The organism is Paraburkholderia sp. GAS41, assembly GCF_050436545.1.
GTDB lineage: Bacteria > Pseudomonadota > Gammaproteobacteria > Burkholderiales > Burkholderiaceae > Paraburkholderia.
The window spans coordinates 166,869-186,247 of sequence record NZ_JBNDMK010000015.1; the positions used below are offsets into that span (position 1 = coordinate 166,869).

Here is a 19,379-nt window from a genome sequence, read left to right on the forward strand (position 1 = left end):
CACACCGCGAGTCCGGGCGCGCATCGGACTTCGCCTTCACAGACCGCAACGAGCTGCAACGAGCACGCGATGAAGCAAACCGTCTGGCATCACCTGAACCTCTGCCCACAAGGCGATCCCCGCCACACCCAGGCCGACGCCGCGATCGCCGTGCGCGACGGCCGCATTGCATGGCTCGGCGCCGCGAGCGAATTGCCGGCTGAGTACGCCACATGGCCGCGCGAAGACCTCGGCGGCGCGTGGGTCACGCCGGGCCTCGTCGATTGTCATACGCATCTCGTCTACGGTGGCCAGCGTGCCGACGAGTTCGCGCAGCGGCTTGCCGGCGTCAGCTACGAAGAGATCGCGCGGCAGGGCGGCGGCATCGTGTCGACGGTACGCGCGACGCGCGCGGCCGATGAAGCGAGCCTGTTCCGCCAATCCGCCGCGCGGCTCGAACCGCTGCTCGCCGAAGGCGTCACCGCTATCGAAATCAAATCCGGCTATGGCCTCGATCTCGCGACCGAACGCAAGATGCTGCGCGTCGCACGCCGTCTGGGCGAGCAATATCCGGTGTCGGTTTACACGACGTTTCTCGGCGCGCATGCGTTGCCGCCCGAGTTTGTCGGGCGCGCGGACGAGTACATCACCGAGGTTTGCGAGCGCATGCTGCCCGCGCTGGCCAACGAAGGCCTCGTCGACGCGGTCGATGTGTTCTGCGAACGGATCGGCTTTTCGCTGGCGCAAAGCGAGCGTGTGTTCGCCGCGGCCGAGCGCTACAAGCTGCCGGTGAAGATGCATGCCGAGCAGTTGTCCAACAGCGGCGGGACGGCGCTCGCAGCGCGGCACCACGCCTTGTCCGCGGATCATCTCGAGTTTCTCGACGAAGCGGGCGTCGCGGCGATGAAGGAAAGCGGCACGGTCGCCGTGCTGCTGCCGGGGGCCTACTACTTCATCCGCGAGACGCAGTTGCCGCCGCTCGATCTGCTGCGCCGCTACGAAGTACCCATCGCCCTTTCCACCGACAGCAATCCCGGCACGTCGCCCGCCACTTCGTTGTTATTGATGATGAACATGGCGACCACGCTGTTTCGCATGACCGTCCCCGAAGTGCTGCAGGGCGTGACGCAGCATGCGGCGCGTGCGCTCGGCCAGGCGGATCGCCACGGCGCGCTGGCAGAAGGACGTGCCGCAGATTTCGTCGTGTGGTCCGTCGATACGCTGGCTGAACTGGCCTACTGGCTCGGGCGTCCGCTGTGCGCGCGCGTGGTGCGCGCCGGCGAGACGGTTTATACGCGACGCGCTTACGCTGGCTGATTGAATCCATCAAGGTCCGAAGATGACTGAATCCACTCGAACGTCGAAGCATGCCTTGTTCGCCGACTACGCCTGGCTGCCGGATGGCTGGCGCCGTAACGTGCTGCTGGAGTGGGACGCCGACGGCACGCTCACGCACGTGACACCCGACGCGTCCGCGCGGATGGCCGGCGTTCCCCGCGCTGCCGGCCCGGTTTTGCCCGGCATGCCGAATCTGCATTCGCACGCCTTCCAGCGCGCGATGGCGGGCCTGACCGAATACCGCGCCAACGCCACCGACAACTTCTGGAGCTGGCGCGACCTGATGTACCGCTTCGCCGCGAAGATCACGCCGCAAGGGCTGGCCGCTGTCGCGCAGTGGCTCTACATCGAGATGTTGAAGGCGGGCTATACCTCGGTGTGCGAGTTCCATTACGTGCATCACATGCCGGATGGCAACCGTTATGCCAATGCAGCCGAACTGGCCGGGCAGGTGGTGGAGGCGGCCCGGACGAGCGGTATCGGCATGACGATGCTGCCGGTGCTGTACCAGTACAGCGGCTTCGGCGCGCGCGCGCCAAACGCTGATCAGCGGCGCTTCATCAATACGCCTGAGAGCCTGCTCGATCTGTTGGGCAAGCTCCGTGACGCTTATCCGGAAAGCGCCGCGCGGCGCTATGGCGTGGCGCCGCATTCGTTGCGGGCGGTTTCGGAGACATCGCTGCGCAGTCTGCTCGACGGGCTCGATCAGGATCTGCCCGGCGCGCCGGTGCATATCCACATCGCCGAACAGACTGCCGAAGTGGACGCCTGCCTCGAAATCGAGGGCGCGCGGCCGGTGCAATGGCTGCTCGATCGCTTCGCTGTCGATTCCCGCTGGTGTCTGGTGCATGCGACCCACGTCGACGCGCAGGAAACCCGTGATCTGGCCAAAAGCGGCGCGGTGGCGGGACTGTGCCTGACGACCGAAGCCAATCTCGGCGACGGCATTTTTCCGGCGCATACCTATCTCGACGAGCAAGGGCGCTTTGGCGTCGGCTCGGATAGTCATATCGGAGTGGACTGGCGGGCCGAACTGCGGCTGCTGGAATACGGCCAGCGGCTGGTACGCCGTCAACGCAATGTGCTGGCATCGGCCGAGGCGCCGTTCGTCGCCGACCGGCTCTTCGGCGCCGCGCTCGACGGTGGTGCGCACGCCACGGGCCGTGCCGTCGGCGCCTTGCGGGCAGGGCAACGGGCTGACTGGCTGGTGCTGGACGCCGAGCACGCGAGCATTGCCGAACACGCGCCGGACGCGTGGCTTTCGGGCGTTGTATTCTGCGAGCATGGCGAGACGCCGATTCGCGACGTCTATACCGGCGGCGTGAAGGTGGTCGACAATCGCCGGCATCGCGATGAAGAGCGGGCTTACGCGCAGTACCGCGTGGCGCTCGCCGAGTTGCTCAGGTAAGCCTCTCGCGCCGACGCTGCCAAGCAAAGCGGCGCCGCAAACCGGGGCGCTCAGGTAAGCTGCTGACGTGATACCCTGATTTCATGGATTCCGGACTGACATGACTGCTTCGAACACCCCAGCGGTTTTTTCGCTGCATGAGGGAAGCCTGCCGCTGCTGATCTCGATACCCCACGTCGGCACGGGCATTCCCGATGATATTGCCGCGACGATGACGCCCATCGCCCAGCGCACCGAAGATTGCGACTGGCACCTCGACCGCCTGTACAGCTTTGCTCGCGAGCTGGGCGCCTCGATCCTGATGCCGGTCAACGCGCGCTACGTGATCGACCTGAACCGCCCGCCGGACGGCGCGAATCTCTATCCGGGGCAGGACACGACGGGCCTCCTGCCCGTCGACACGTTCGACAAGGAGCCGCTCTATCTCGACGGTCATTTGCCCAGCGAGGCCGAACTCGTGCGCCGCCGCGACATCTACTGGAAGCCGTATCACGACGCGCTCGCCGCGCATCTGGCGGCGCTCAAGGCGAAGCACGGCCGGGTGCTGCTGTGGGAAGCGCATTCGATCCGCTCGCACGTGCCGCGTTTCTTCGAAGGACGGCTGCCGGATTTCAACTTCGGCACGTCGAATGGCGCGAGTGCTGCGGCGGGGCTGGCGGAGGCGCTGGCCGTGGTGGTCGAGCAGGACGGCCGCTACTCGTCGATTGCCAATGGCCGCTTCAAGGGCGGCTACATCACCCGTCAATACGGCCAGCCGGCAGAAGGCGTGCACGCGGTGCAACTCGAGTTGACGCAGATTACGTATATGGAAGAGCAGATGCCGTATGCGTACGACGAAACGCTCGCCGCGCAGGTCGAACCGCTTCTGGAAACGTTGGTGAAAACCGCATTGGCGCACGTGGCTGCGGCATAAGGCTTTAATCCGCGTTGAACGTACACGCGCCACGGCGGCCCTGATCGGCCGCCGTGGCGCGTTTTCCAGCAAGCGTTTTCCAGCAATAAAGCGTTTTTTCGACCTTCGAAGAAGCCCTGCGCCCAGCAGCCCGTCTCAGGTCTCAGCCCGCCGTCTTAGTGGCAGTGCCGCACCCAGTGCCCATGCTCGTGAACGTTATGACATACCGGGTGATGATGCTCGTCCGCATGCGCCGGGATCATGACGCACAGAGTAGTAAGCGCCGCAGCGCAGGCAAGGATCGCTTTCTTCATCGTTTTTCCCTTTTGTCCGGGTGGGTGGTAGAGCCTTTCCCTCAGCACGATCCGTACCGCAAACCTCTGAACAATGGCCTGCCGGGATTGAGCGGGTGGCCGGAACGCACCCGCTCAATGCCTGTCATCAGAAAGAACACGGCGTGCCGACAGTTACGTCGGTTACGTTACGTCACACTCTCCGGGACATACGGGTTGCGCGCGGCCCGGCGAAGCGACTACCCTTTGACGAACACAACGTGCGTGGGCCGCAGTGGCGCCCGCGCAGACGTTACTCACTAATCGGGCAAGAAAAAGATGGAAGACCCAGCAATGGAAGATTCCGACGAGTCCCTGCTTCCGATCTGGCGGGCGAATCTGGTGGTGCTGACCCAGGAGGTCGGCGCGGCAACCCGCCTCGCGCGGATGATGACGTTCTCCGCGAGCTATCTGAAGTTGATGCTGTCGGGTCAACGGGAATTCAGCGAGGAGTTCGTGCGCGGCGTCGAAGCGGTCACCGGCCTGCCAGCAGGCTGGATGGACGCGCCGCATGCCCAGCAGGAGATTCCCGCCAACGCCCGCGAGGCCATCGACAATGAAAGCCCGCTCGCGCGCTTTCGCGGCACGGCGCATCCGGTCCGCAAGCGCTCGGTGTTGCGGCCGCCGGAGCCGATCTTCGGTCAGCCGGGTCCCGCGCGCCGCCTCGAGGAGGAGACGCTCGACGCCGAGGCGCATCGGCGTCAGGCGCATTTTCGCAAGGTCCGCGATCTGGCGGTGCAGGACGTGCGCCGCTTCGAGCGGCATCTGGCGAGTCCGCCGGTCGAACTGGCCGCGTTGCGCGCCAAGGTGGAAGACGTCATGAACGCCGCTGATCTGGAGGACACGGACCACGCCGATCTCACCGGCCGGCTCGAGCAGATCGAAAAGCATCGGCATCTGCTGATGCGCCACGTGGAGAAACTGCAGGCGCTGCTGGTAAGGTTGGGCGAAGGCGAGTGAAGTCTTGCGGACGGCGCGTTGTGCGGACGCCGGGTTTTACGGATGTCGCGTTTTGCAGAAGCCGTGTTTTACGGACGCCGCGTTCTGCGGTAAAAGGGAGCGCATGACCGACCGCTCCCGACTCATTCCCCTCATCGTCGCCTGTCCGCTGTTCCTGCAAAACCTCGACACGTCGATCATGGCGACGGCCTTGCCGTCGATCGCCCGCTCGCTGCAGGTCCAGACGCTGCATCTGAACCTGGCCATCACCTCCTATCTGCTGAGTCTCGCGGTGTTTCTGCCGGCGAGCGGCTGGCTGGCGGACCGCTTCGGCGCGCGCCGGGTGTTCTGCACGGCGATCGCGCTGTTCTCGCTCGGCTCGGCGCTGTGCGGGCTGGCTCAATCGATGCCGCAACTGGTGCTGTTCCGGGTTCTGCAGGGCATGGGCGGCGCGATGATGGTGCCGGTCGGCCGGTTGATCCTGCTGCGCAGCGTGCCGCCCGCGCGGATGGTCGCGGCGATGGTCTGGTTCACCGTGCCCGGTGCGATCGGGCGGCTTGCCGGGCCGTTGCTCGGCGGGCTGGTCGTGACGATCACCTCGTGGCGCTGGATCTTCCTGCTGAATATCCCCTTCGGCGTGCTAGGCGTGCTGATGGCAATGAGCTTCATCGACGATACGCACGAGCCGCTTTACCAGCGCTTCGATCTGGCCGGTTTCATTCTGCTGTCGACCGGACTGGTCGGGCTGGTCGGCGGTCTCGATACGGCAGGCCGCGGGCTGGTGCCGCCCGAGGTCACCTTCGCGTTGGCCGGTTTCGGTCTGCTGTCGATCCTCGCTTACTGGCGCTACAGCCGCCGCCACGACGACGCCATCATCGATCCGGGTCTGCTGCGCTTCAAGGCGTATCGGACCGCCGTGGTGGGCGGCATGCCGTTGCGGATCGCGATCGGGGCATCGCCGTTCCTGTTGCCGTTGATGCTGCAACTGGGCTTCGGCCTGTCGCCGCTGCAATCCGGCTCGCTGAGCGTGGCGACGGCGGTCGGTTCGCTCAGCGTGCGGGCGGTGATGCAGCAGGCGATCCGCCGCATTGGCTTTCGCACGCTGCTGATCGGCGCAACCTCGCTCACCGGATGCTTCTACGCAGGCTACGGGCTGTTCCGGCCGAGCACGCCGCATCTGCTGATTTTCGTGGTGCTGCTGTTCGGCGGCCTGTTCAATTCGCTCGGCATGGTGACGCTCAACACGCTCGGTTACTCCGACATGCCCAAGCCGATGATGAGCCGGGCCACCGCGCTGTCGAGCATGGCGCAGCAACTGTCGATCAGCGTCGGCGTCGCGTTCGCCGCGTCGCTGCTGGCATTGACGGCGCATCTGCATGGCGGCAGCGCGGCGCATCTGACGGCGCGCGATTTCTCGCCCGCGTTTGCGGTCGTCGGCGCACTGACGTTTCTCTCGCTGCTGTTCTTTACGAAGCTTGCGCATGACGAAGGGGCGGAACTGCGCGCGCGGTAACGGAGAACGCCGTGTCATCGAAACGCAGCGTCCGCCGATGTGCTACAAACACAACACCGATCGGGACGAGGTGTCATCTTGGGGAACATCGCCGCAGATTTGCCGCCGCCGCTGGTGCCGGGCACGCTCGCTTCGTCAGGCGTTCGATGCAAGTCCGCGTGCATGGAGATCGCGCAACCCCGGCGCGCCTCGTGGCCGGGCGAGGGCATCTAGCATGAGTCGCTTTCTATGGCGCGGCTGCGCTGCTTTGGCATGGTCGATCTGCGGCGTATGCAGCGCTTCGGCCGTGCCCGCCGAACAAACGGCGCAGGCAACCCAGGTAGCGCAGGCAACCCAGACAGCGGAGGCAACGCAAACAGCGCAAGCAACCCCGGCGGCCCCAGCCGCGAGCCACGACCTCGCGCCGTCGACCGTCGAGAGCGATGTCCATTACTTCGTGATCCAGAAGGACGGCTCGGTCGAAGAACGCGACGACACGGTCCTGCGCGCCAATACGACGAGCGGTGTCGACGATATCGCGCAGCGCTACGTCTGGTTCAACAAGGACATCGAAAAGGTGCAGTTGCTCGCCGCCGAAACCATCGATCCCGATGGCACCGTGCGGCCGGTCGGCCCGGACGGTATCCGCGACGTGCAGGAGCCGCGCTCGGCCGGCGCGCCGACCTTCGAGGACGGCGTACTGCGCACGGTGATCTTTCCCGGCGTGGAGCCCGGCTCGCGGGTGCATCTGGCGTTTCGCAAGACGCGCACGAAGCCGCTGCAGGCCGGCACCTTCGCCTATCTCGTCGAACCCACGCGCGACCCGGTCGAGATGCAGCGGCTGATCTTCGATCTGCCCGCCGATGTGCCGCTCTACGCCGATGCACGCGGCTACGTGGCCGTGCCGCCGGTCACGGAGAAGGGCCGCACCCGCTACGAATTCGACTACCGGCATGGGCCGTATGCGCCTATCGAATCCGGCGCGGTGGGTTACGAGACGTGGGGCGACCGGCTCATGGTCTCGACGGTACCGGACTACGCCACCTTCGCCGCGCGCTACAAAGGCCCCGCTACCGACGCCACCATGAGCGATCCGGCCATCGTCCGGCTGGCGCAGTCGCTCACGGCCGGCACCGTCGATCCGCGCGACAAGGCGCGCATCCTGTACGACTGGATGCGCCTGAATGTGCGCTACGTGGCGCTCTTTCTCGGCGAAACCGCGGCGGTGCCGCACAAGGCGATCGACATCCTGCACAACCGCTATGGCGACTGCAAGGATCACGTCGCGCTCTACAGCGCCTTGCTGGCAGCCGTGGGCATCCAGAGCGAAGCGGTGCTGCTCAACCTCGGGCCTTACTACACCTTGCCGGACGTGCCGGGCTATGGCGACAGCGCGATCAATCACGCCATTGTCTGGATGCCGCAATTCGGGCTCTACGCCGATACCACCGCGGGCGGCATCGCGTTCGGCTACCTGCCGCTCGTGGTGATGGACCGGCCGGTCCTGCTGGTCGACGCCGGCGTGCTGGCGCGCACGCCGGCCGTCCAGCCGCGGGCTCGCTCGGTGCGCCTGCAGATCGACGTGAACGAGAACGGCGCAGGGTCGTACGCGTACCGGGTGGAAGATTCCGGTGCGACGGCGGAACTCGAGCGCAACGTGTTTCGCCGCGCCACCCATCAGCGTGCCCAGCAGATCGCGGCCACGCGCCTGTTGCAGACCGGCCTGCACGGTAGCTCGCAATTGCGTACCAGCGATGTGTCGACCACCGAAGGACCGTTCGCCACCACCATTCAGGGGACGCTCGAGCACGTCACCTGGACCGACGGCACGACGGCGCTGCCCGCTCTCACGAGTTTCGCGGGCGGCATCGCCAGTCAGGTGCAGACCTGGCTCGCCGAGCCGCAACGCACGCAGCCGTGGGTGTGCGTCGGCGGCGAATTCGACGAAACCGCGCAGATCACCTTCCCCGATACCGTGCACGTGACCGATCTGCCGGTCGACGCCTATGTCGAGGACGAATTCTTCGATTATTCATCGCACTATGTGTTCGATCCGTCCACGCGAGTTCTGCAGATCACGCGCCGCCTGCACACGAAGTTCGTCCACCAGGTCTGTTCGGCGGACATGTTCAACGAAGTGCAGGGCTCGCTCGTGAGGATCGAGCGCGATACGTCGTCGCAGGTGGTGGTGCGGGCGACGCCGCTGGTGCATCGTTTCGCGCAGACGAACCGGATCGGAGGTGCGCCGGCGAACCCGTACAGCAACACGCCGTCGCCGGGCAACCTCTCGAACACGCAAGTCGCGCCGGATGCGGCGCCGCTCGCGCCGGGCAGCGCGATCCCTGCTACGGCGGCCCCGCCAAAAGGATAGGGCGCGCCCAGACTGCGGCGCGCCCTCGTCATCTGCAGTGCTACTGCAACGTGCGGGTTGGCCTAGTTGCCGCCGCCCTTGGTCACGATCGGCACCCAGGCGCCGTTCTTGACCTGATACAGCGTCGAACCCGCGTTCTTCAGCGAGCCGTTCGCATCAAAGGCAATCGGACCGGTCACGCCGTCGAAGCTGATGGCCTTCAGCACTGGCCGATACACCGCGGGCGAAGTCGACTTGGCCTGCTGCATGGCCTTGATCGCCGCCCACGCCGCGTCGTAGCCGAACGGCGCGTACGACAGGATGTCGACGCCAAAGCGCTTCTTGAACTTCTCCGAGAAGTCCTTGCCGCCCGGCAGCTGCGAGAGCGGCCGGCCGTATTCCCACGCCATCGCACCTTCGGCGGCATCGCCTGCCAGCTTGATGAACTCCGGATCCATCACGCCGCCGCCGCCGACCAGTTGCGCGGTGAGACCGAGCTGCTTCATCCGTTTGGCGACGCCCGCGGCTTGCGTGTCGAGGCCGCCGAAGAAGATCAGATCCGCGTTGGTGGCCTTGATCGCGGTCAGCTGCGTGCTGAAATCGACCGCCTGGTTGTTGGTGTATTCGTGCGCGACGATGTTGCCGCCGTGCGCCTTCACCGCTTTCTCGAACTCGTCCGCTTCGCCCTGGCCGAAGGCGGTGCGGTCGTCGAGGATCGCGATACGCTTGGCCTTGGTCACCTCGACCGCGTAGACGCCCGCGTTGCCGGCGTTCTGCGCGTCCGTGGAGATCACCATGAAGGCGTTGGCGAAGCCGCGCCCGGTGATGATCGGATTGGTGGCCGCCGGATCGATAACCGGAATGCCGGCCGTTTCATAGAGCTGCGACGCGGGAATCGTCGTCCCCGAGTTGAAATGGCCCACCACCACCGACACGTTCGCATCCACCAGTTTCTGCGCCGCCTGCACACCGACGCGCGGGTCGGCCTGATCGTCCTCGGCGACGATCTGGAAATTGGCGACCTGGTTGCCGATCTTGATCTTTTGCGCGTTGGCTTCCTCGATGGCGAGCAGCGCGCCGTTTTCGAGGTCCTTGCCGTAACCGGCGTTGACGCCTGTCAGCGGTGCGGCGAAGCCGATCTTCACCGGCAGGTCGTCGGCAAAGCTGGACAGGGGCGCGACAGCGAGAATCGCGCCCAGCATCATGGCGAGGGGTTTCAGCGTCTTGTGAAAGCTCATGGTCTCTCCTTCATCGACAGGTTCAAGTTATGAATATCGGTCACGGTGCAGCTGGCCGTTTGCGGCCGGGTACGGCGGTCACGCTGAAGCGCTGCGCAGGCAAACGCGAAGGCGCGGGTCGCTCAGACTGTGCGATGAAAACTGGCTTGAGGCTCGATGCGTGCGGCGTGGTCTCCTTTTAAGGGTCCGACTGTTTCAGAGTACGGATGATCGTACGCCAGAAACAATGATGGAAAACACGGTGACAGCCCTGGGCGGGCAAGACCTGGTGGCGTCGTACGAAACGTGGTCGGAATACGCGCGTGCCCCGGGTCAGGCGAGCCTCGATTTGTCCATCAACGTGTCCATCGATGTGGCCGAAATATAGAAAGCCAATTTGAGGCCGTCTTGGCAGTTCGCGGCGCTTTGAATGAGGATTTCAGCATAGGCCTCGAACGGGGCGGACGGCGGGCGTGTCGCGAGCGGAGGGTGGGTGCGGATGCCAGCACATACAACGAGGGCGGGTGTGCTTCGTGAGGCAGGAGCCGGGGAGGGCGTGTGGAAGCGGGTGGCGTGTGGAAACGCAGAAACGCCCGGACGTTGCGACGCCCAGGCGGATGACCGTCGCTTACTGCTCGCCTTGCAGGCGCAGCACTTCCTCGCGCAGACGCATCAGCGGTTCCTTGGTGTCGTCGTCGGCCCAGGTGTCCAGATCGTCGATGGCGCGCTGGCAACCGTCGAGCACCAGATCGAGATCCACCGGCACGCCGTTGGCGAGCGCGAACTGGATCGTCTCCGCGAACTGCTGGCACTCGTCTTCGCCGTAGGAAATATCGAGGTTGTCCGCGATCACTTCGGCGATGTTGCTGCGGGCGCGGTCATCGGCCGTGACCAGTTCGATGATGCCGCGTGCCACCGCCGGCGAGTAGTAGAGCGCGATATCGAGCCATTGCGCCGGATCGAAATCCGCTTCGCCGAACTGCTTCTCGAAGAACTCGATGGCTTCCTGTTCGTGGGCTTCGTCGGCATCGACGCTGATGCACAACTCTTCGAAAGATTCTTCCCGCTCGCTGCGGATGTGACCGTCCATCTGTACCTCGTTTGCCTGTAGCGGGTGCTTGAAAAGGGTTGCGTGCACCACGCGGCACGCATTATAGGACGAGCGGCTGACAAGCGAGCGTCAGCGGGTGTCGCCACGCTGGCGCTGTTCAGCGGTTGCAATGGTGGCCGGACGGCGCCTCGGGCCCGCAGGTTGAGGGGCCGCCGGATTGTCCTCACCGGGTGAACAGTGTTTTCCGCCTCAGGGGGATGCGCCGCGGCGCGCGGGTCGTTAAACTCCCGCCGGCTGTCCGGCTCAGGATATACGGCAGCGTATTGGTCTGATTAAAGTGGATAAAGTGGAGAAGGATGATGAAGGGGTTCTGGTTTTCGCTGGTTGCGCTGGCACTGGGCGTGGCGGGCGTGGTGAGCGTGGTGCCGTCGATCGCGCAGGCCGCAGGGGTGACGCGCGCCGAGGTTCTGGCAGAGATCGCGGGTCATCACGCGCTGAGTCTGCAACCGGGACAACAGCCGCAGCCGCTCGGCTGGGCCAAGGCCGCGCTATAACATCCGGATCGGCTCTGGCAGCCGCAGCGGCGTGCTGCGGCTGCGCTAGACCGAATCAATGGTCCATGCGGCTGCGCTACACCGAATCGATGGTCCACGCGTCGAACCACTCGCGCGGCTTTGCGATTTCATCCTGCGCGGCGACCAGTTCCAGTTCGTAGCGGCCTGCCTGCCAGGTCGCCTTGACGACAGCGTTCACAGCGGCGAGCGCATGTTCGAACGCCACCCGGATCGGGTCGCCGAGCAGCCGGCGGGCGACGAACACCGCGCTCGTCAGATCGCCGACGCCGACCGGCTGCCGGGCGAACGGGTACAGCGGCCGTTGTCCCATCCACGCCTCGGTGGGCGTGACCACCAGCATATTGAAGTGATCCGCGGGGCTGTTGCGGTCGAGCAGGTGCTTGACCAGTATGATCTTCGGCCCGCGCCGGATGATCTCGCGGCACGCCGCGAGCGCTTCTTCCACGGTTTCGATCTCCCGCCCGACCAGCCGCTGCAATTCGCTGTGATTCGGCGCCATGCCGTCGGCCACCTCGGGCATGGTGCGCACGAGAAATTCCTGGATACCCGGTTCCACCTTGCAGCCGGTGGATGCTCCCATCACCGGATCGCAGAAATACCACGCACGCGGATTGGCCGCCTTGACGGCCTTGACGATCTCAATCACGGCCTGCGCCTGCTCGGGCGTGCCGAGATAGCCCGAGAGGACCGCATCGCAGCGCGGCAGCACGCCGATTGCGCCGATACCGTCGACCAGATCCTGCATCTGCGACGCGTCGATGGCGCTGCCGGTCCAATGACCGTATTGCGTGTGATTGGAGAACTGCACGGTATTGAGCGGCCAGACGTTCACGCCGAGACGGGACATGGGAAAGACCGCGGCGCTGTTGCCCGCGTGCCCGAATACGACATGTGACTGGATGCTCAGGACGTTTTTCATCATGTCTTTACCAGCGCTATCCGTTGAGCGCCGCAAATGGTCGCTGACAGCCACGTGAGACCACTCTGACCGTCAGTGGAGGGATGGGTTTGTGCAATGCCGCGTGAAAATCAACAATACATGAGTTTTCGTCGGACCAGGGCATGATCCGTCCCCGTCGTGTTGCGCCGAGCCGTCAGTGAGCGGTGGGTGAATCGTGAATGAGCGGTTAGTGAGCCGTTGCTCAGGCGTCAACGAGCGGTTAGTGCGCGATCAATAAGCGATCGCTCGATGGCGAAGCCACGCGCCCCTATTCGAGGCACGCGGCGGCCACGTTCAGCCGGACTGCTCAGGCCAGTTCGCGGTACAGCGTCAGATAACGCTCGGCCGACGCGCCCCAGCCGAAGTCCTGGCGCATGGCGCGCCGCTGGGTGGCTTTCCACTCGCTGTGGCGCGCGTACAGCGCAAAAGCGCGGCGGATCGCGGCGCCTAGCGCCTCAGGTTCGAAGCGCTCGAACACGAAGCCGGTCGTGAGATCGTCGGCGAGGTTTTCGAGCGACGCGTCCACCACGGTATCCGCGAGGCCGCCCACGCGATGCACGAGCGGCAGCGACCCGTAAGCCAGCGCGTAGAGTTGCGTGAGACCGCACGGCTCGAAGCGCGACGGGACGGCCACCACGTCGCTGCCGGCGATGATGGCGTGCGCCAGGGCTTCGTCGAAACCCAGTTCGACGGCCACCGATTCCGGGTGCGCATGCGCCACCCGTTGCAAGCCTTTCTCCAGGGCAGCGTCGCCCGTGCCAAACACCACCAGTTGTCCGCCGCGCTTGATGATTTCCGGCAGCGCGGCGAGCAGCAGGTCGAGGCCTTTCTGCTCGGTGAGGCGGCTCACGACGCCAAACAGCAACGCGTCGCTTTTGCCTGCAAGGCCGAAGCGCTTCTGCAGGGCGGCCTTGCAGGCATGCTTGCCCGACAGGACAGACGAGGTGTAGCGCTCGGGGAGCAGATTGTCGGTCTTCGGGTTCCACACGGTGTAATCGACGCCGTTCAGGATCCCGGACAGGTCGTGCGTGCGGTGCCGCAGCAGCGCATCGAGACCGCCGCCCTGCGCGAGCGTCTGGATCTCGCGGGCGTAGGTGGGACTCACAGTGGTGATGCGGTCGCTGTAGTACAAGCCGGCTTTGAGAAACGACAGCTGGCCGTAGAACTCCACGCCATGCATGCTGAAGAAGTCCTGCGGCAGCGCCAGCTGGCCGAACAGATGCGCCGGAAAAATGCCCTGATAAGCGAGGTTATGTACCGTGAAGATGCTGTGGGCGAAGGCTTTGCCATGCTGGCGCTCGGCCGCTTTCAGATAGGCGGGGGCGAGGCCGGCGTGCCAGTCGTGCGCATGCACGATCTGCGGCGCCCACGTCGGATCGAGCTGCTGGGCAAGCTGTGCGGCAGTCCAGCCGAGCAGCGCGAAACGCTGGGCGTTATCGCCGTAGGGCACGTGTTCGGCGTCGAGATAGGGGTTGCCGGGGCGGTCGTACAGACTGTCGGCGCGGATCACGTAGACCACGAGGTCGCTGGACGGCAGCGTGCCCTGTTCCAGCGTCACGTTGGGCGCATCGAAGCGGCGCCCCAGATGCGCCACGGTGCGCAGATCGGCGAGGCCCGCGAGAACCGCCGGGAAGCCCGGCAGCAGCACCCGGACGTCCGCGCCGCGCTCGATCAGCGCCGGTGGGAGGGCGCCGGCCACGTCGGCAAGACCGCCTGTCTTCAGGAGGGGATACAGCTCGCTTGCGACGTGCAGGGCGCGAATCGTCATGGGCAGGTTTCCGGTTGTGCGGGCGTAAGAAAATGTGCAGGCTCCCGCGCTAGTGTTGCGCCTTCTGGCCGCGCAAGGCATCCGGCGTCACGAGCACGATGCCGGTTTCGGTGCGGTAGAAGCGCTCGGCGTCGTACGCGGGGTCTTCGCCGATCACCGTGCCGTCCGGAATGGCGCAGCCGCGGTCGATCACGACGCGTCGCAGCCGGCAGCTGGCGCCGACGGTGACCTGCGGCAACAAGACTGCCTCATTGATGTTACAGAAAGAATTCACCAGCACATTCGAGGACAGCACGGAGCGCGAAATCTGCGAGCCGGAGATCACGCAGCCGCCGCACACGATCAGATTGGTGACCGCGCCCTGCAATCCATTCATGTCGCGCACGAACTTGGCGGGCGGCAACTGCTGCTGCTGCGTCCAGATCGGCCAGTCGGGCGCGTACAGGTCGAGCGTCGGGATGGTGGAGGCGAGGTCCAGGTTGGCCGCCCAATAGGCGTCGATCGTACCGACATCACGCCAGTACGGCTCCACGTTTGGATCCGACGACACGCACGACATGCTGAACGGATGGGCAATCGCATGCCCTTGCGTGACCACGCGCGGCAGGATGTCCTTGCCGAAATCGTGATCGGTGTCGGCGGTGGTGATGTTTTCTTCCAGCAGCGAATACAGGTAGTCCGCATTGAACACGTAGATGCCCATGCTGGCGAGCGCGATATCCGGGCGCCCCGGCATCGCCGGCGGGTCCGCGGGCTTTTCGACGAAGCCGGTGACGCGGCGGTCCGCGTCCACGTGCATGACGCCGAACGCCACCGCTTCCATGCGCGGCACCTCGATACAGCCCACCGTGCAGTCCGCGCCGCTGTCGACGTGGTCGGCGATCATGCGCGTGTAATCCATCTTGTAGATATGGTCGCCAGCCAGCACCACGACGTATTTCGGCCGGATCGAACGGATGATGTCGAGGTTCTGGAACACCGCGTCCGCCGTGCCGCGATACCAGTGTCCGCCTTCGACGCGTTGCTGCGCGGGCCACAGGTCGATGAACTCGTTGAACTCGCCACGCAGGAAACCCCAGCCGCGCTGCACATGCCGGATCAGCGAATGCGCCTTGTATTGCGTGACGACCGCGATGCGCCGGATGCCGGAGTTCAGGCAATTGGACAGGGCGAAGTCGATGATGCGGTACTTGCCGCCAAAGTGCACAGCCGGCTTGACGCGCTTGTTGGTGAGCGGGCCGAGCCGCGTGCCGCGTCCGCCCGCGAGGACGATGGCGAGCGTGGAGCGTTGCAGATCATTGAGGCTTGCCGGAGTTTCCATGCTGTGTCTCCATTGTCGACCGGTTTTAGCGCTTCAGCGCCGACTCCGGCTTTGAATCCCATGCAACCGGGTTGCTGGTGGTATGCCCCGAATGGTGATGCTGGCTGTCGTTCTTGTAGATGCGGTCTGGCTACTGCGCTGCGTCGCGATGGCTTGACGATAGTTCGCTATTTTTAGCACCGATATGCCATCCGCGAATAGTCTGGATTGTGTGGATTCGCGCAACTTATCGTGACGTGGCGGAAACTATCGGTGTCCTATGCAAGGTCGCAGCCGGAAAAGGGTGCGTCCGTGCGGCACGGCGCATAGCCGTGCAGTTGGCGCGACGCAATATGCGTGCCACGGGTATTGCGCTGATTGAGGGGACGTCGGTGAGGATGGCTAAGAGACTCGCCGCTGGCACGATTTCGCGTGCGACGTGGGGCGACGCGGTGCGAGTTTGCCGGACTGGGTCACGCGCCGCACAGGCGGGACCCGCAGGTGTTCGATGACGTGCTGTCCAACGGACCGGCCGGGCGGCCCGGCCGTGATGGAGCGAGACGCGGCGGCGCTTTTGTTTTTGTAATTAGCGCCGCAGCCAGATCACTTGCCGCTGATGATCGCTTCGCGCACTTGTGCGGCAATTTCAAACGACCGCAAGCGCGCGGCGTGGTCGTAGATTTGCGCGGTCAGCATCAATTCGTCTGCACCGGTTTGCTCGATCACGGATAGCAGTCCGGCGCGCACCGTATCGGGATCGCCGATCACCGAGCACGCCAGCGACTGCGCGACGCCGTTCATTTCCAGTTCCGCCGCGTCGATGTGCTCGACGGGCGGCTGCAATTGCCCGGGCGTGCCGCGCCGCAGATTGATGAACTGCTGCTGCAACGACGTGAAGAGGCGCACGGCGGCTTCGTTGGTATCCGCTGCGAACAGATTGACGCCGACGATCGCATACGGCTTGTCGAGCGCCGCCGACGGACGGAACTGCGCGCGATACAGACGCAGCGCATTGAGAATCTGGTCCGGCGCGAAATGCGAGGCGAACGCGAACGGCAGGCCGAGCGCGGCCGCCAGTTGCGCGCTGAAGAGCGAGGAGCCGAGCAGCCAGATCGGCACGTGCAGTCCGGCGCCGGGCACCGCGCGCACACGCTGGCCGGGTACCGGATCTGCGAAGTAGCGCTGCAGTTCGACGACGTCGTCCGGGAACGAATCCGCGCTGCCTTGCATATCGCGGCGCAGGGCGCGTGCGGTGGTCTGGTCCGTGCCGGGGGCACGGCCGAGCCCCAGATCGATACGGCCGGGGTAGAGAGACGCCAGTGTGCCGAACTGCTCGGCGATCACCAGCGGTGCGTGATTGGGCAGCATGATGCCGCCCGAGCCGACCCGGATGCTTTGCGTGCCGCCCGCCACATGACCGATCACGACCGAAGTGGCAGCGCTGGCGATGCCGGTCATGTTGTGATGCTCGGCGAGCCAGTAGCGCAGATAGCCCCACTTTTCGGCGTGCTGGGCGAGATCGAGCGTGTTGGCAAACGCCTGCGAGGCGCTCGCGCCAACGTTGACGGGTGAGAGGTCGAGAACCGAAAAAGGAATCATGGCAAAGTCGTCCGAGGCCTTGCTCCGCACGACCACGCATGGAGCGAAGTGCTCACACGCCGTAAGGCCGTCGACAGCAAAGGCAAAGCCGGATTGTGCCAAAGCGTGTTCATTCTCGCTGCCGGGGTGCACAAGTCCATAACTTCAGCAGGGTGTTGCAGCTGATCGTCAGTGAGGCCTGCTCGTGCCGTTGGGCCAAGGAGCGAACGGGCAGCGCGTCAGGGCGGCCGCGTTGCATTCGGCTCAATTAATTAGATCATTAACGCCGGCACGACGACGATTGCGGCAATGCTGCGATTATTGTCAGACCAGCAATGCATATTTAATGCAAGTGTAAAAAATACCAGGTGGATCAATAAAACGCTGTTTATATGACCGAAGGTGGTAAGCAAGTCTGCGCAAGCGCTGCTACAATTTTTCCGACCCATGAAGGTGCGTGCGATTGCCATTCAAAGGCGCAACTGGCTTGACGTCCATCGAACCATGAGTGCGTCTGTAAATCCTGTAATTTCAATGCCTTGCGGTTGTTGAAAGAAGCTCGGACAGATCGAATATTGCAAATCGCCGATCGATCTCTGTCTAAATGCTTTCGATTATCTGTCATATGGGCATTTGAATATTACAAAAAATTACGTTGAATGGCCTGACACGTTTTATTTGAACAATGCGACTCGGTTTAATGCGAATTGTTCTCATGAAGCAAAAGGAGTTCCGACCGTGCGAGCGAGTGTGTTGGTGCATTTCCTGTCGACTAGTCTTGTCATTGCCGGGTGGCGGGCCACCGGGAGTTGGGGTGGCGGCCAATGACAGTGCATTCGCTATCTGTTCTGGAGTGGCTGCTGGTTGCGTTGTGCTGCGCCGCCACCGTGTATGCCGGCATCGCTGCGGTGGCGATGCCGTTTTTCGGCAAGCGTGGCGGCGCGTGGCATCCCGGCTGGACCTCCGTGAGCGTGCTCAAGCCGCTGTGCGGGATCGAGCCGCGTCTGTACGAGAACCTTGTGACATTTTGCGAGCAGGCCCATCCTTGCTATCAATTGCTGTTCGGCGTGTCGTCGCCGCTCGATCCGGCGATTGGCGTGGTGCGGCGTTTGCAGGAGGCGTATCCGCGGTGTGACATCGAACTCGTGATCGATTCGCGCGTGCACGGCAGCAATCTGAAGGTCAGCAATCTGATCAATATGGCGCGGCGCGCGCGCCATGCTGTCATCGTGCTTGCCGATAGCGATATTGCCGTCGAGCCGGATTACCTCGACACCGTGACCGCGCCGCTCGCCGACCCCGATACGGGCGTCGTCACGTGTCTGTACCGGGCGCAGAGCGTGGGCGGTTTCTGGCCGCGGGTGGGAGCGATGTTTATCAACGAGTGGTTCGCGCCGTCGGTGCGCGTCGCGCATGCGGGCGGCTCGCGCCGCTTTGGTTTTGGCGCGACACTGGCGTTGCGCCGCACGACACTCGAGGACATCGGCGGCTTCGAGGCCCTCAAGGATTGCCTCGCCGACGACTATTGGCTGGCCGAGCACGCGCGCACGCTCGGGCTGAATACCGTGTTGTCACCGGTGATGGTGGCCACCGACGTGATCGAGCCGACTTTCATCACGCTATGGCTGCGCGAGATGCGTTGGCTGCGCACGATCCGCTCGGTGAATCCGTTGGGGTTCGCGGCGCTCGTCATTACGTTTACTTCGCCCTGGCTGCTGCTGGGCGCGCTGCTGGCGGCGGGGCTGTACCGCGGGTTGATCGGAGGCAGCGGCGCGGATCCCGTGATGGCGCTGACGCTCTCGGTCAGTACGACGATCGGTGTCATCGCGCGTGTCTTGCTGCATGCGCGCAGCGCCCGCGTTTCGCGCACGTTCTGGCGCGATCTGCCGCTGGTGCCGTTGCGCGATACGCTGCTGGTGCTGCAATGGCTCGGTGGGGCCTTTGGGTCGCAGGTCGTATGGCGCGGCGCGCGCATGTCGGTCGTCAATCGCGTCGCGCAGCCGCGTACCTCGATCGTGGAGATTTCCGATCGCGGTTAGCCGTGTCAGTGGATCGATGCATGGATGCGCGGTGGGTCCGGCGCATCGGTGCGGTAACACTGGATTAATCAGTCATCAGAATCAATGAAAATTGTCGGAGCATTCATGAAAACGCTGTTTTTGCAGGCCCCATCGTATGACGGCTTCGATGGCGGGGCGGGTTCACGCTATCAGGCGAAGC

The 19,379-nt window shown here is 64.4% G+C and carries 15 protein-coding genes; 9 read left to right on the forward strand and 6 right to left on the reverse strand.

Features of this window, described 5'->3' with window-relative positions:
* The first annotated feature begins 69 nt into the window (after nt 1–69).
* From hutI to P3T43_RS21105, 6 genes are all read left to right on the forward strand, one after another.
* The gene (hutI, locus tag P3T43_RS21080) at nt 70–1,296 is read left to right on the forward strand and encodes an imidazolonepropionase (RefSeq protein ID WP_429282980.1); all 1,227 of its coding nucleotides are present in this window, start codon (nt 70–72) and stop codon (nt 1,294–1,296) included.
* 22 nt (nt 1,297–1,318) lie between these two features.
* Nucleotides 1,319–2,725 carry a formimidoylglutamate deiminase gene (locus P3T43_RS21085; protein WP_429282981.1) on the forward strand — a complete coding sequence of 469 codons (1,407 nt, stop codon included), beginning with the start codon at nt 1,319–1,321 and terminating at the stop codon, nt 2,723–2,725.
* A gap of 100 nt (nt 2,726–2,825) precedes the next feature.
* The gene (gene hutG, locus P3T43_RS21090) at nt 2,826–3,638 is read left to right on the forward strand and encodes an N-formylglutamate deformylase (RefSeq protein ID WP_429282982.1); all 813 of its coding nucleotides are present in this window, start codon (nt 2,826–2,828) and stop codon (nt 3,636–3,638) included.
* Between the two features lie 605 nt (nt 3,639–4,243).
* On the forward strand, nt 4,244–4,909 hold the full coding sequence (locus P3T43_RS21095) for a hypothetical protein (RefSeq protein WP_429282983.1): 666 nt from the start codon (nt 4,244–4,246) through the stop codon (nt 4,907–4,909).
* Nucleotides 4,910–5,012: 103 nt separating this feature from the next.
* Entirely contained in the window at nt 5,013–6,401 is a 1,389-nt protein-coding gene (locus P3T43_RS21100) for an MFS transporter (RefSeq protein ID WP_429282984.1), read from the forward strand.
* Between the two features lie 214 nt (nt 6,402–6,615).
* Nucleotides 6,616–8,751 carry a DUF3857 domain-containing transglutaminase family protein gene (locus tag P3T43_RS21105; protein ID WP_429282985.1) on the forward strand — a complete coding sequence of 712 codons (2,136 nt, stop codon included), beginning with the start codon at nt 6,616–6,618 and terminating at the stop codon, nt 8,749–8,751.
* Nucleotides 8,752–8,813: 62 nt separating this feature from the next.
* Here P3T43_RS21105 and P3T43_RS21110 read toward each other — a convergent pair whose 3' ends face one another.
* Nucleotides 8,814–9,968: a branched-chain amino acid ABC transporter substrate-binding protein gene (locus P3T43_RS21110; RefSeq protein ID WP_429282986.1), complete on the reverse strand. Its 1,155-nt coding sequence runs from the start codon at nt 9,966–9,968 to the stop codon at nt 8,814–8,816.
* Nucleotides 9,969–10,209: 241 nt separating this feature from the next.
* Between P3T43_RS21110 and P3T43_RS21115 the strand changes: the two genes are divergently transcribed.
* Nucleotides 10,210–10,335 carry a hypothetical protein gene (locus P3T43_RS21115; RefSeq protein WP_429282987.1) on the forward strand — a complete coding sequence of 42 codons (126 nt, stop codon included), beginning with the start codon at nt 10,210–10,212 and terminating at the stop codon, nt 10,333–10,335.
* Nucleotides 10,336–10,575: 240 nt separating this feature from the next.
* Here P3T43_RS21115 and P3T43_RS21120 read toward each other — a convergent pair whose 3' ends face one another.
* Nucleotides 10,576–11,037, reverse strand: a complete 462-nt coding sequence (locus P3T43_RS21120) for a hypothetical protein (protein ID WP_429282988.1) — start codon at nt 11,035–11,037, stop codon at nt 10,576–10,578.
* A 320-nt stretch (nt 11,038–11,357) separates the two neighbouring features.
* On the opposite strand from P3T43_RS21120, the gene P3T43_RS21125 reads away from it, so the two are divergent.
* Nucleotides 11,358–11,552, forward strand: a complete 195-nt coding sequence (locus tag P3T43_RS21125) for a hypothetical protein (protein ID WP_429282989.1) — start codon at nt 11,358–11,360, stop codon at nt 11,550–11,552.
* Nucleotides 11,553–11,628: 76 nt separating this feature from the next.
* Here P3T43_RS21125 and pdxY read toward each other — a convergent pair whose 3' ends face one another.
* The 4 genes from pdxY to P3T43_RS21145 all read right to left on the reverse strand — a co-directional run bounded on the left by pdxY (nt 11,629) and on the right by P3T43_RS21145 (nt 17,180).
* The gene (gene pdxY / locus P3T43_RS21130; protein ID WP_429283000.1) at nt 11,629–12,492 is read right to left on the reverse strand and encodes a pyridoxal kinase PdxY; all 864 of its coding nucleotides are present in this window, start codon (nt 12,490–12,492) and stop codon (nt 11,629–11,631) included.
* A 328-nt stretch (nt 12,493–12,820) separates the two neighbouring features.
* Nucleotides 12,821–14,281, reverse strand: a complete 1,461-nt coding sequence (gene glgA, locus P3T43_RS21135) for a glycogen synthase GlgA (protein WP_429282990.1) — start codon at nt 14,279–14,281, stop codon at nt 12,821–12,823.
* Between the two features lie 49 nt (nt 14,282–14,330).
* Entirely contained in the window at nt 14,331–15,602 is a 1,272-nt protein-coding gene (glgC, locus tag P3T43_RS21140) for a glucose-1-phosphate adenylyltransferase (RefSeq protein ID WP_429282991.1), read from the reverse strand.
* 582 nt (nt 15,603–16,184) lie between these two features.
* Nucleotides 16,185–17,180: an LLM class flavin-dependent oxidoreductase gene (locus P3T43_RS21145; RefSeq protein WP_429282992.1), complete on the reverse strand. Its 996-nt coding sequence runs from the start codon at nt 17,178–17,180 to the stop codon at nt 16,185–16,187.
* Nucleotides 17,181–17,983: 803 nt separating this feature from the next.
* Between P3T43_RS21145 and hpnI the strand changes: the two genes are divergently transcribed.
* Nucleotides 17,984–19,198: a bacteriohopanetetrol glucosamine biosynthesis glycosyltransferase HpnI gene (gene hpnI, locus P3T43_RS21150; RefSeq protein ID WP_429282993.1), complete on the forward strand. Its 1,215-nt coding sequence runs from the start codon at nt 17,984–17,986 to the stop codon at nt 19,196–19,198.
* Nucleotides 19,199–19,379 lie beyond the last annotated feature (181 nt).

Bases quoted from the DNA above. Each gene is read 5' to 3' on its own strand.
- pdxY (WP_429283000.1), bottom strand. From the start codon at position 12,492: ATGAAAAACGTCCTGAGCATCCAGTCACATGTCGTATTCGGGCACGCG.
- P3T43_RS21105 (WP_429282985.1), top strand. From the start codon at position 6,616: ATGAGTCGCTTTCTATGGCGCGGCTGCGCTGCTTTGGCATGGTCGATC.
- P3T43_RS21120 (WP_429282988.1), bottom strand. From the start codon at position 11,037: ATGGACGGTCACATCCGCAGCGAGCGGGAAGAATCTTTCGAAGAGTTG.
- P3T43_RS21095 (WP_429282983.1), top strand. From the start codon at position 4,244: ATGGAAGATTCCGACGAGTCCCTGCTTCCGATCTGGCGGGCGAATCTG.
- P3T43_RS21100 (WP_429282984.1), top strand. From the start codon at position 5,013: ATGACCGACCGCTCCCGACTCATTCCCCTCATCGTCGCCTGTCCGCTG.
- glgA (WP_429282990.1), bottom strand. From the start codon at position 14,281: ATGACGATTCGCGCCCTGCACGTCGCAAGCGAGCTGTATCCCCTCCTG.
- P3T43_RS21145 (WP_429282992.1), bottom strand. From the start codon at position 17,180: ATGATTCCTTTTTCGGTTCTCGACCTCTCACCCGTCAACGTTGGCGCG.
- glgC (WP_429282991.1), bottom strand. From the start codon at position 15,602: ATGGAAACTCCGGCAAGCCTCAATGATCTGCAACGCTCCACGCTCGCC.
- hpnI (WP_429282993.1), top strand. From the start codon at position 17,984: ATGACAGTGCATTCGCTATCTGTTCTGGAGTGGCTGCTGGTTGCGTTG.
- P3T43_RS21085 (WP_429282981.1), top strand. From the start codon at position 1,319: ATGACTGAATCCACTCGAACGTCGAAGCATGCCTTGTTCGCCGACTAC.
- P3T43_RS21125 (WP_429282989.1), top strand. From the start codon at position 11,358: ATGAAGGGGTTCTGGTTTTCGCTGGTTGCGCTGGCACTGGGCGTGGCG.
- hutG (WP_429282982.1), top strand. From the start codon at position 2,826: ATGACTGCTTCGAACACCCCAGCGGTTTTTTCGCTGCATGAGGGAAGC.
- P3T43_RS21110 (WP_429282986.1), bottom strand. From the start codon at position 9,968: ATGAGCTTTCACAAGACGCTGAAACCCCTCGCCATGATGCTGGGCGCG.
- hutI (WP_429282980.1), top strand. From the start codon at position 70: ATGAAGCAAACCGTCTGGCATCACCTGAACCTCTGCCCACAAGGCGAT.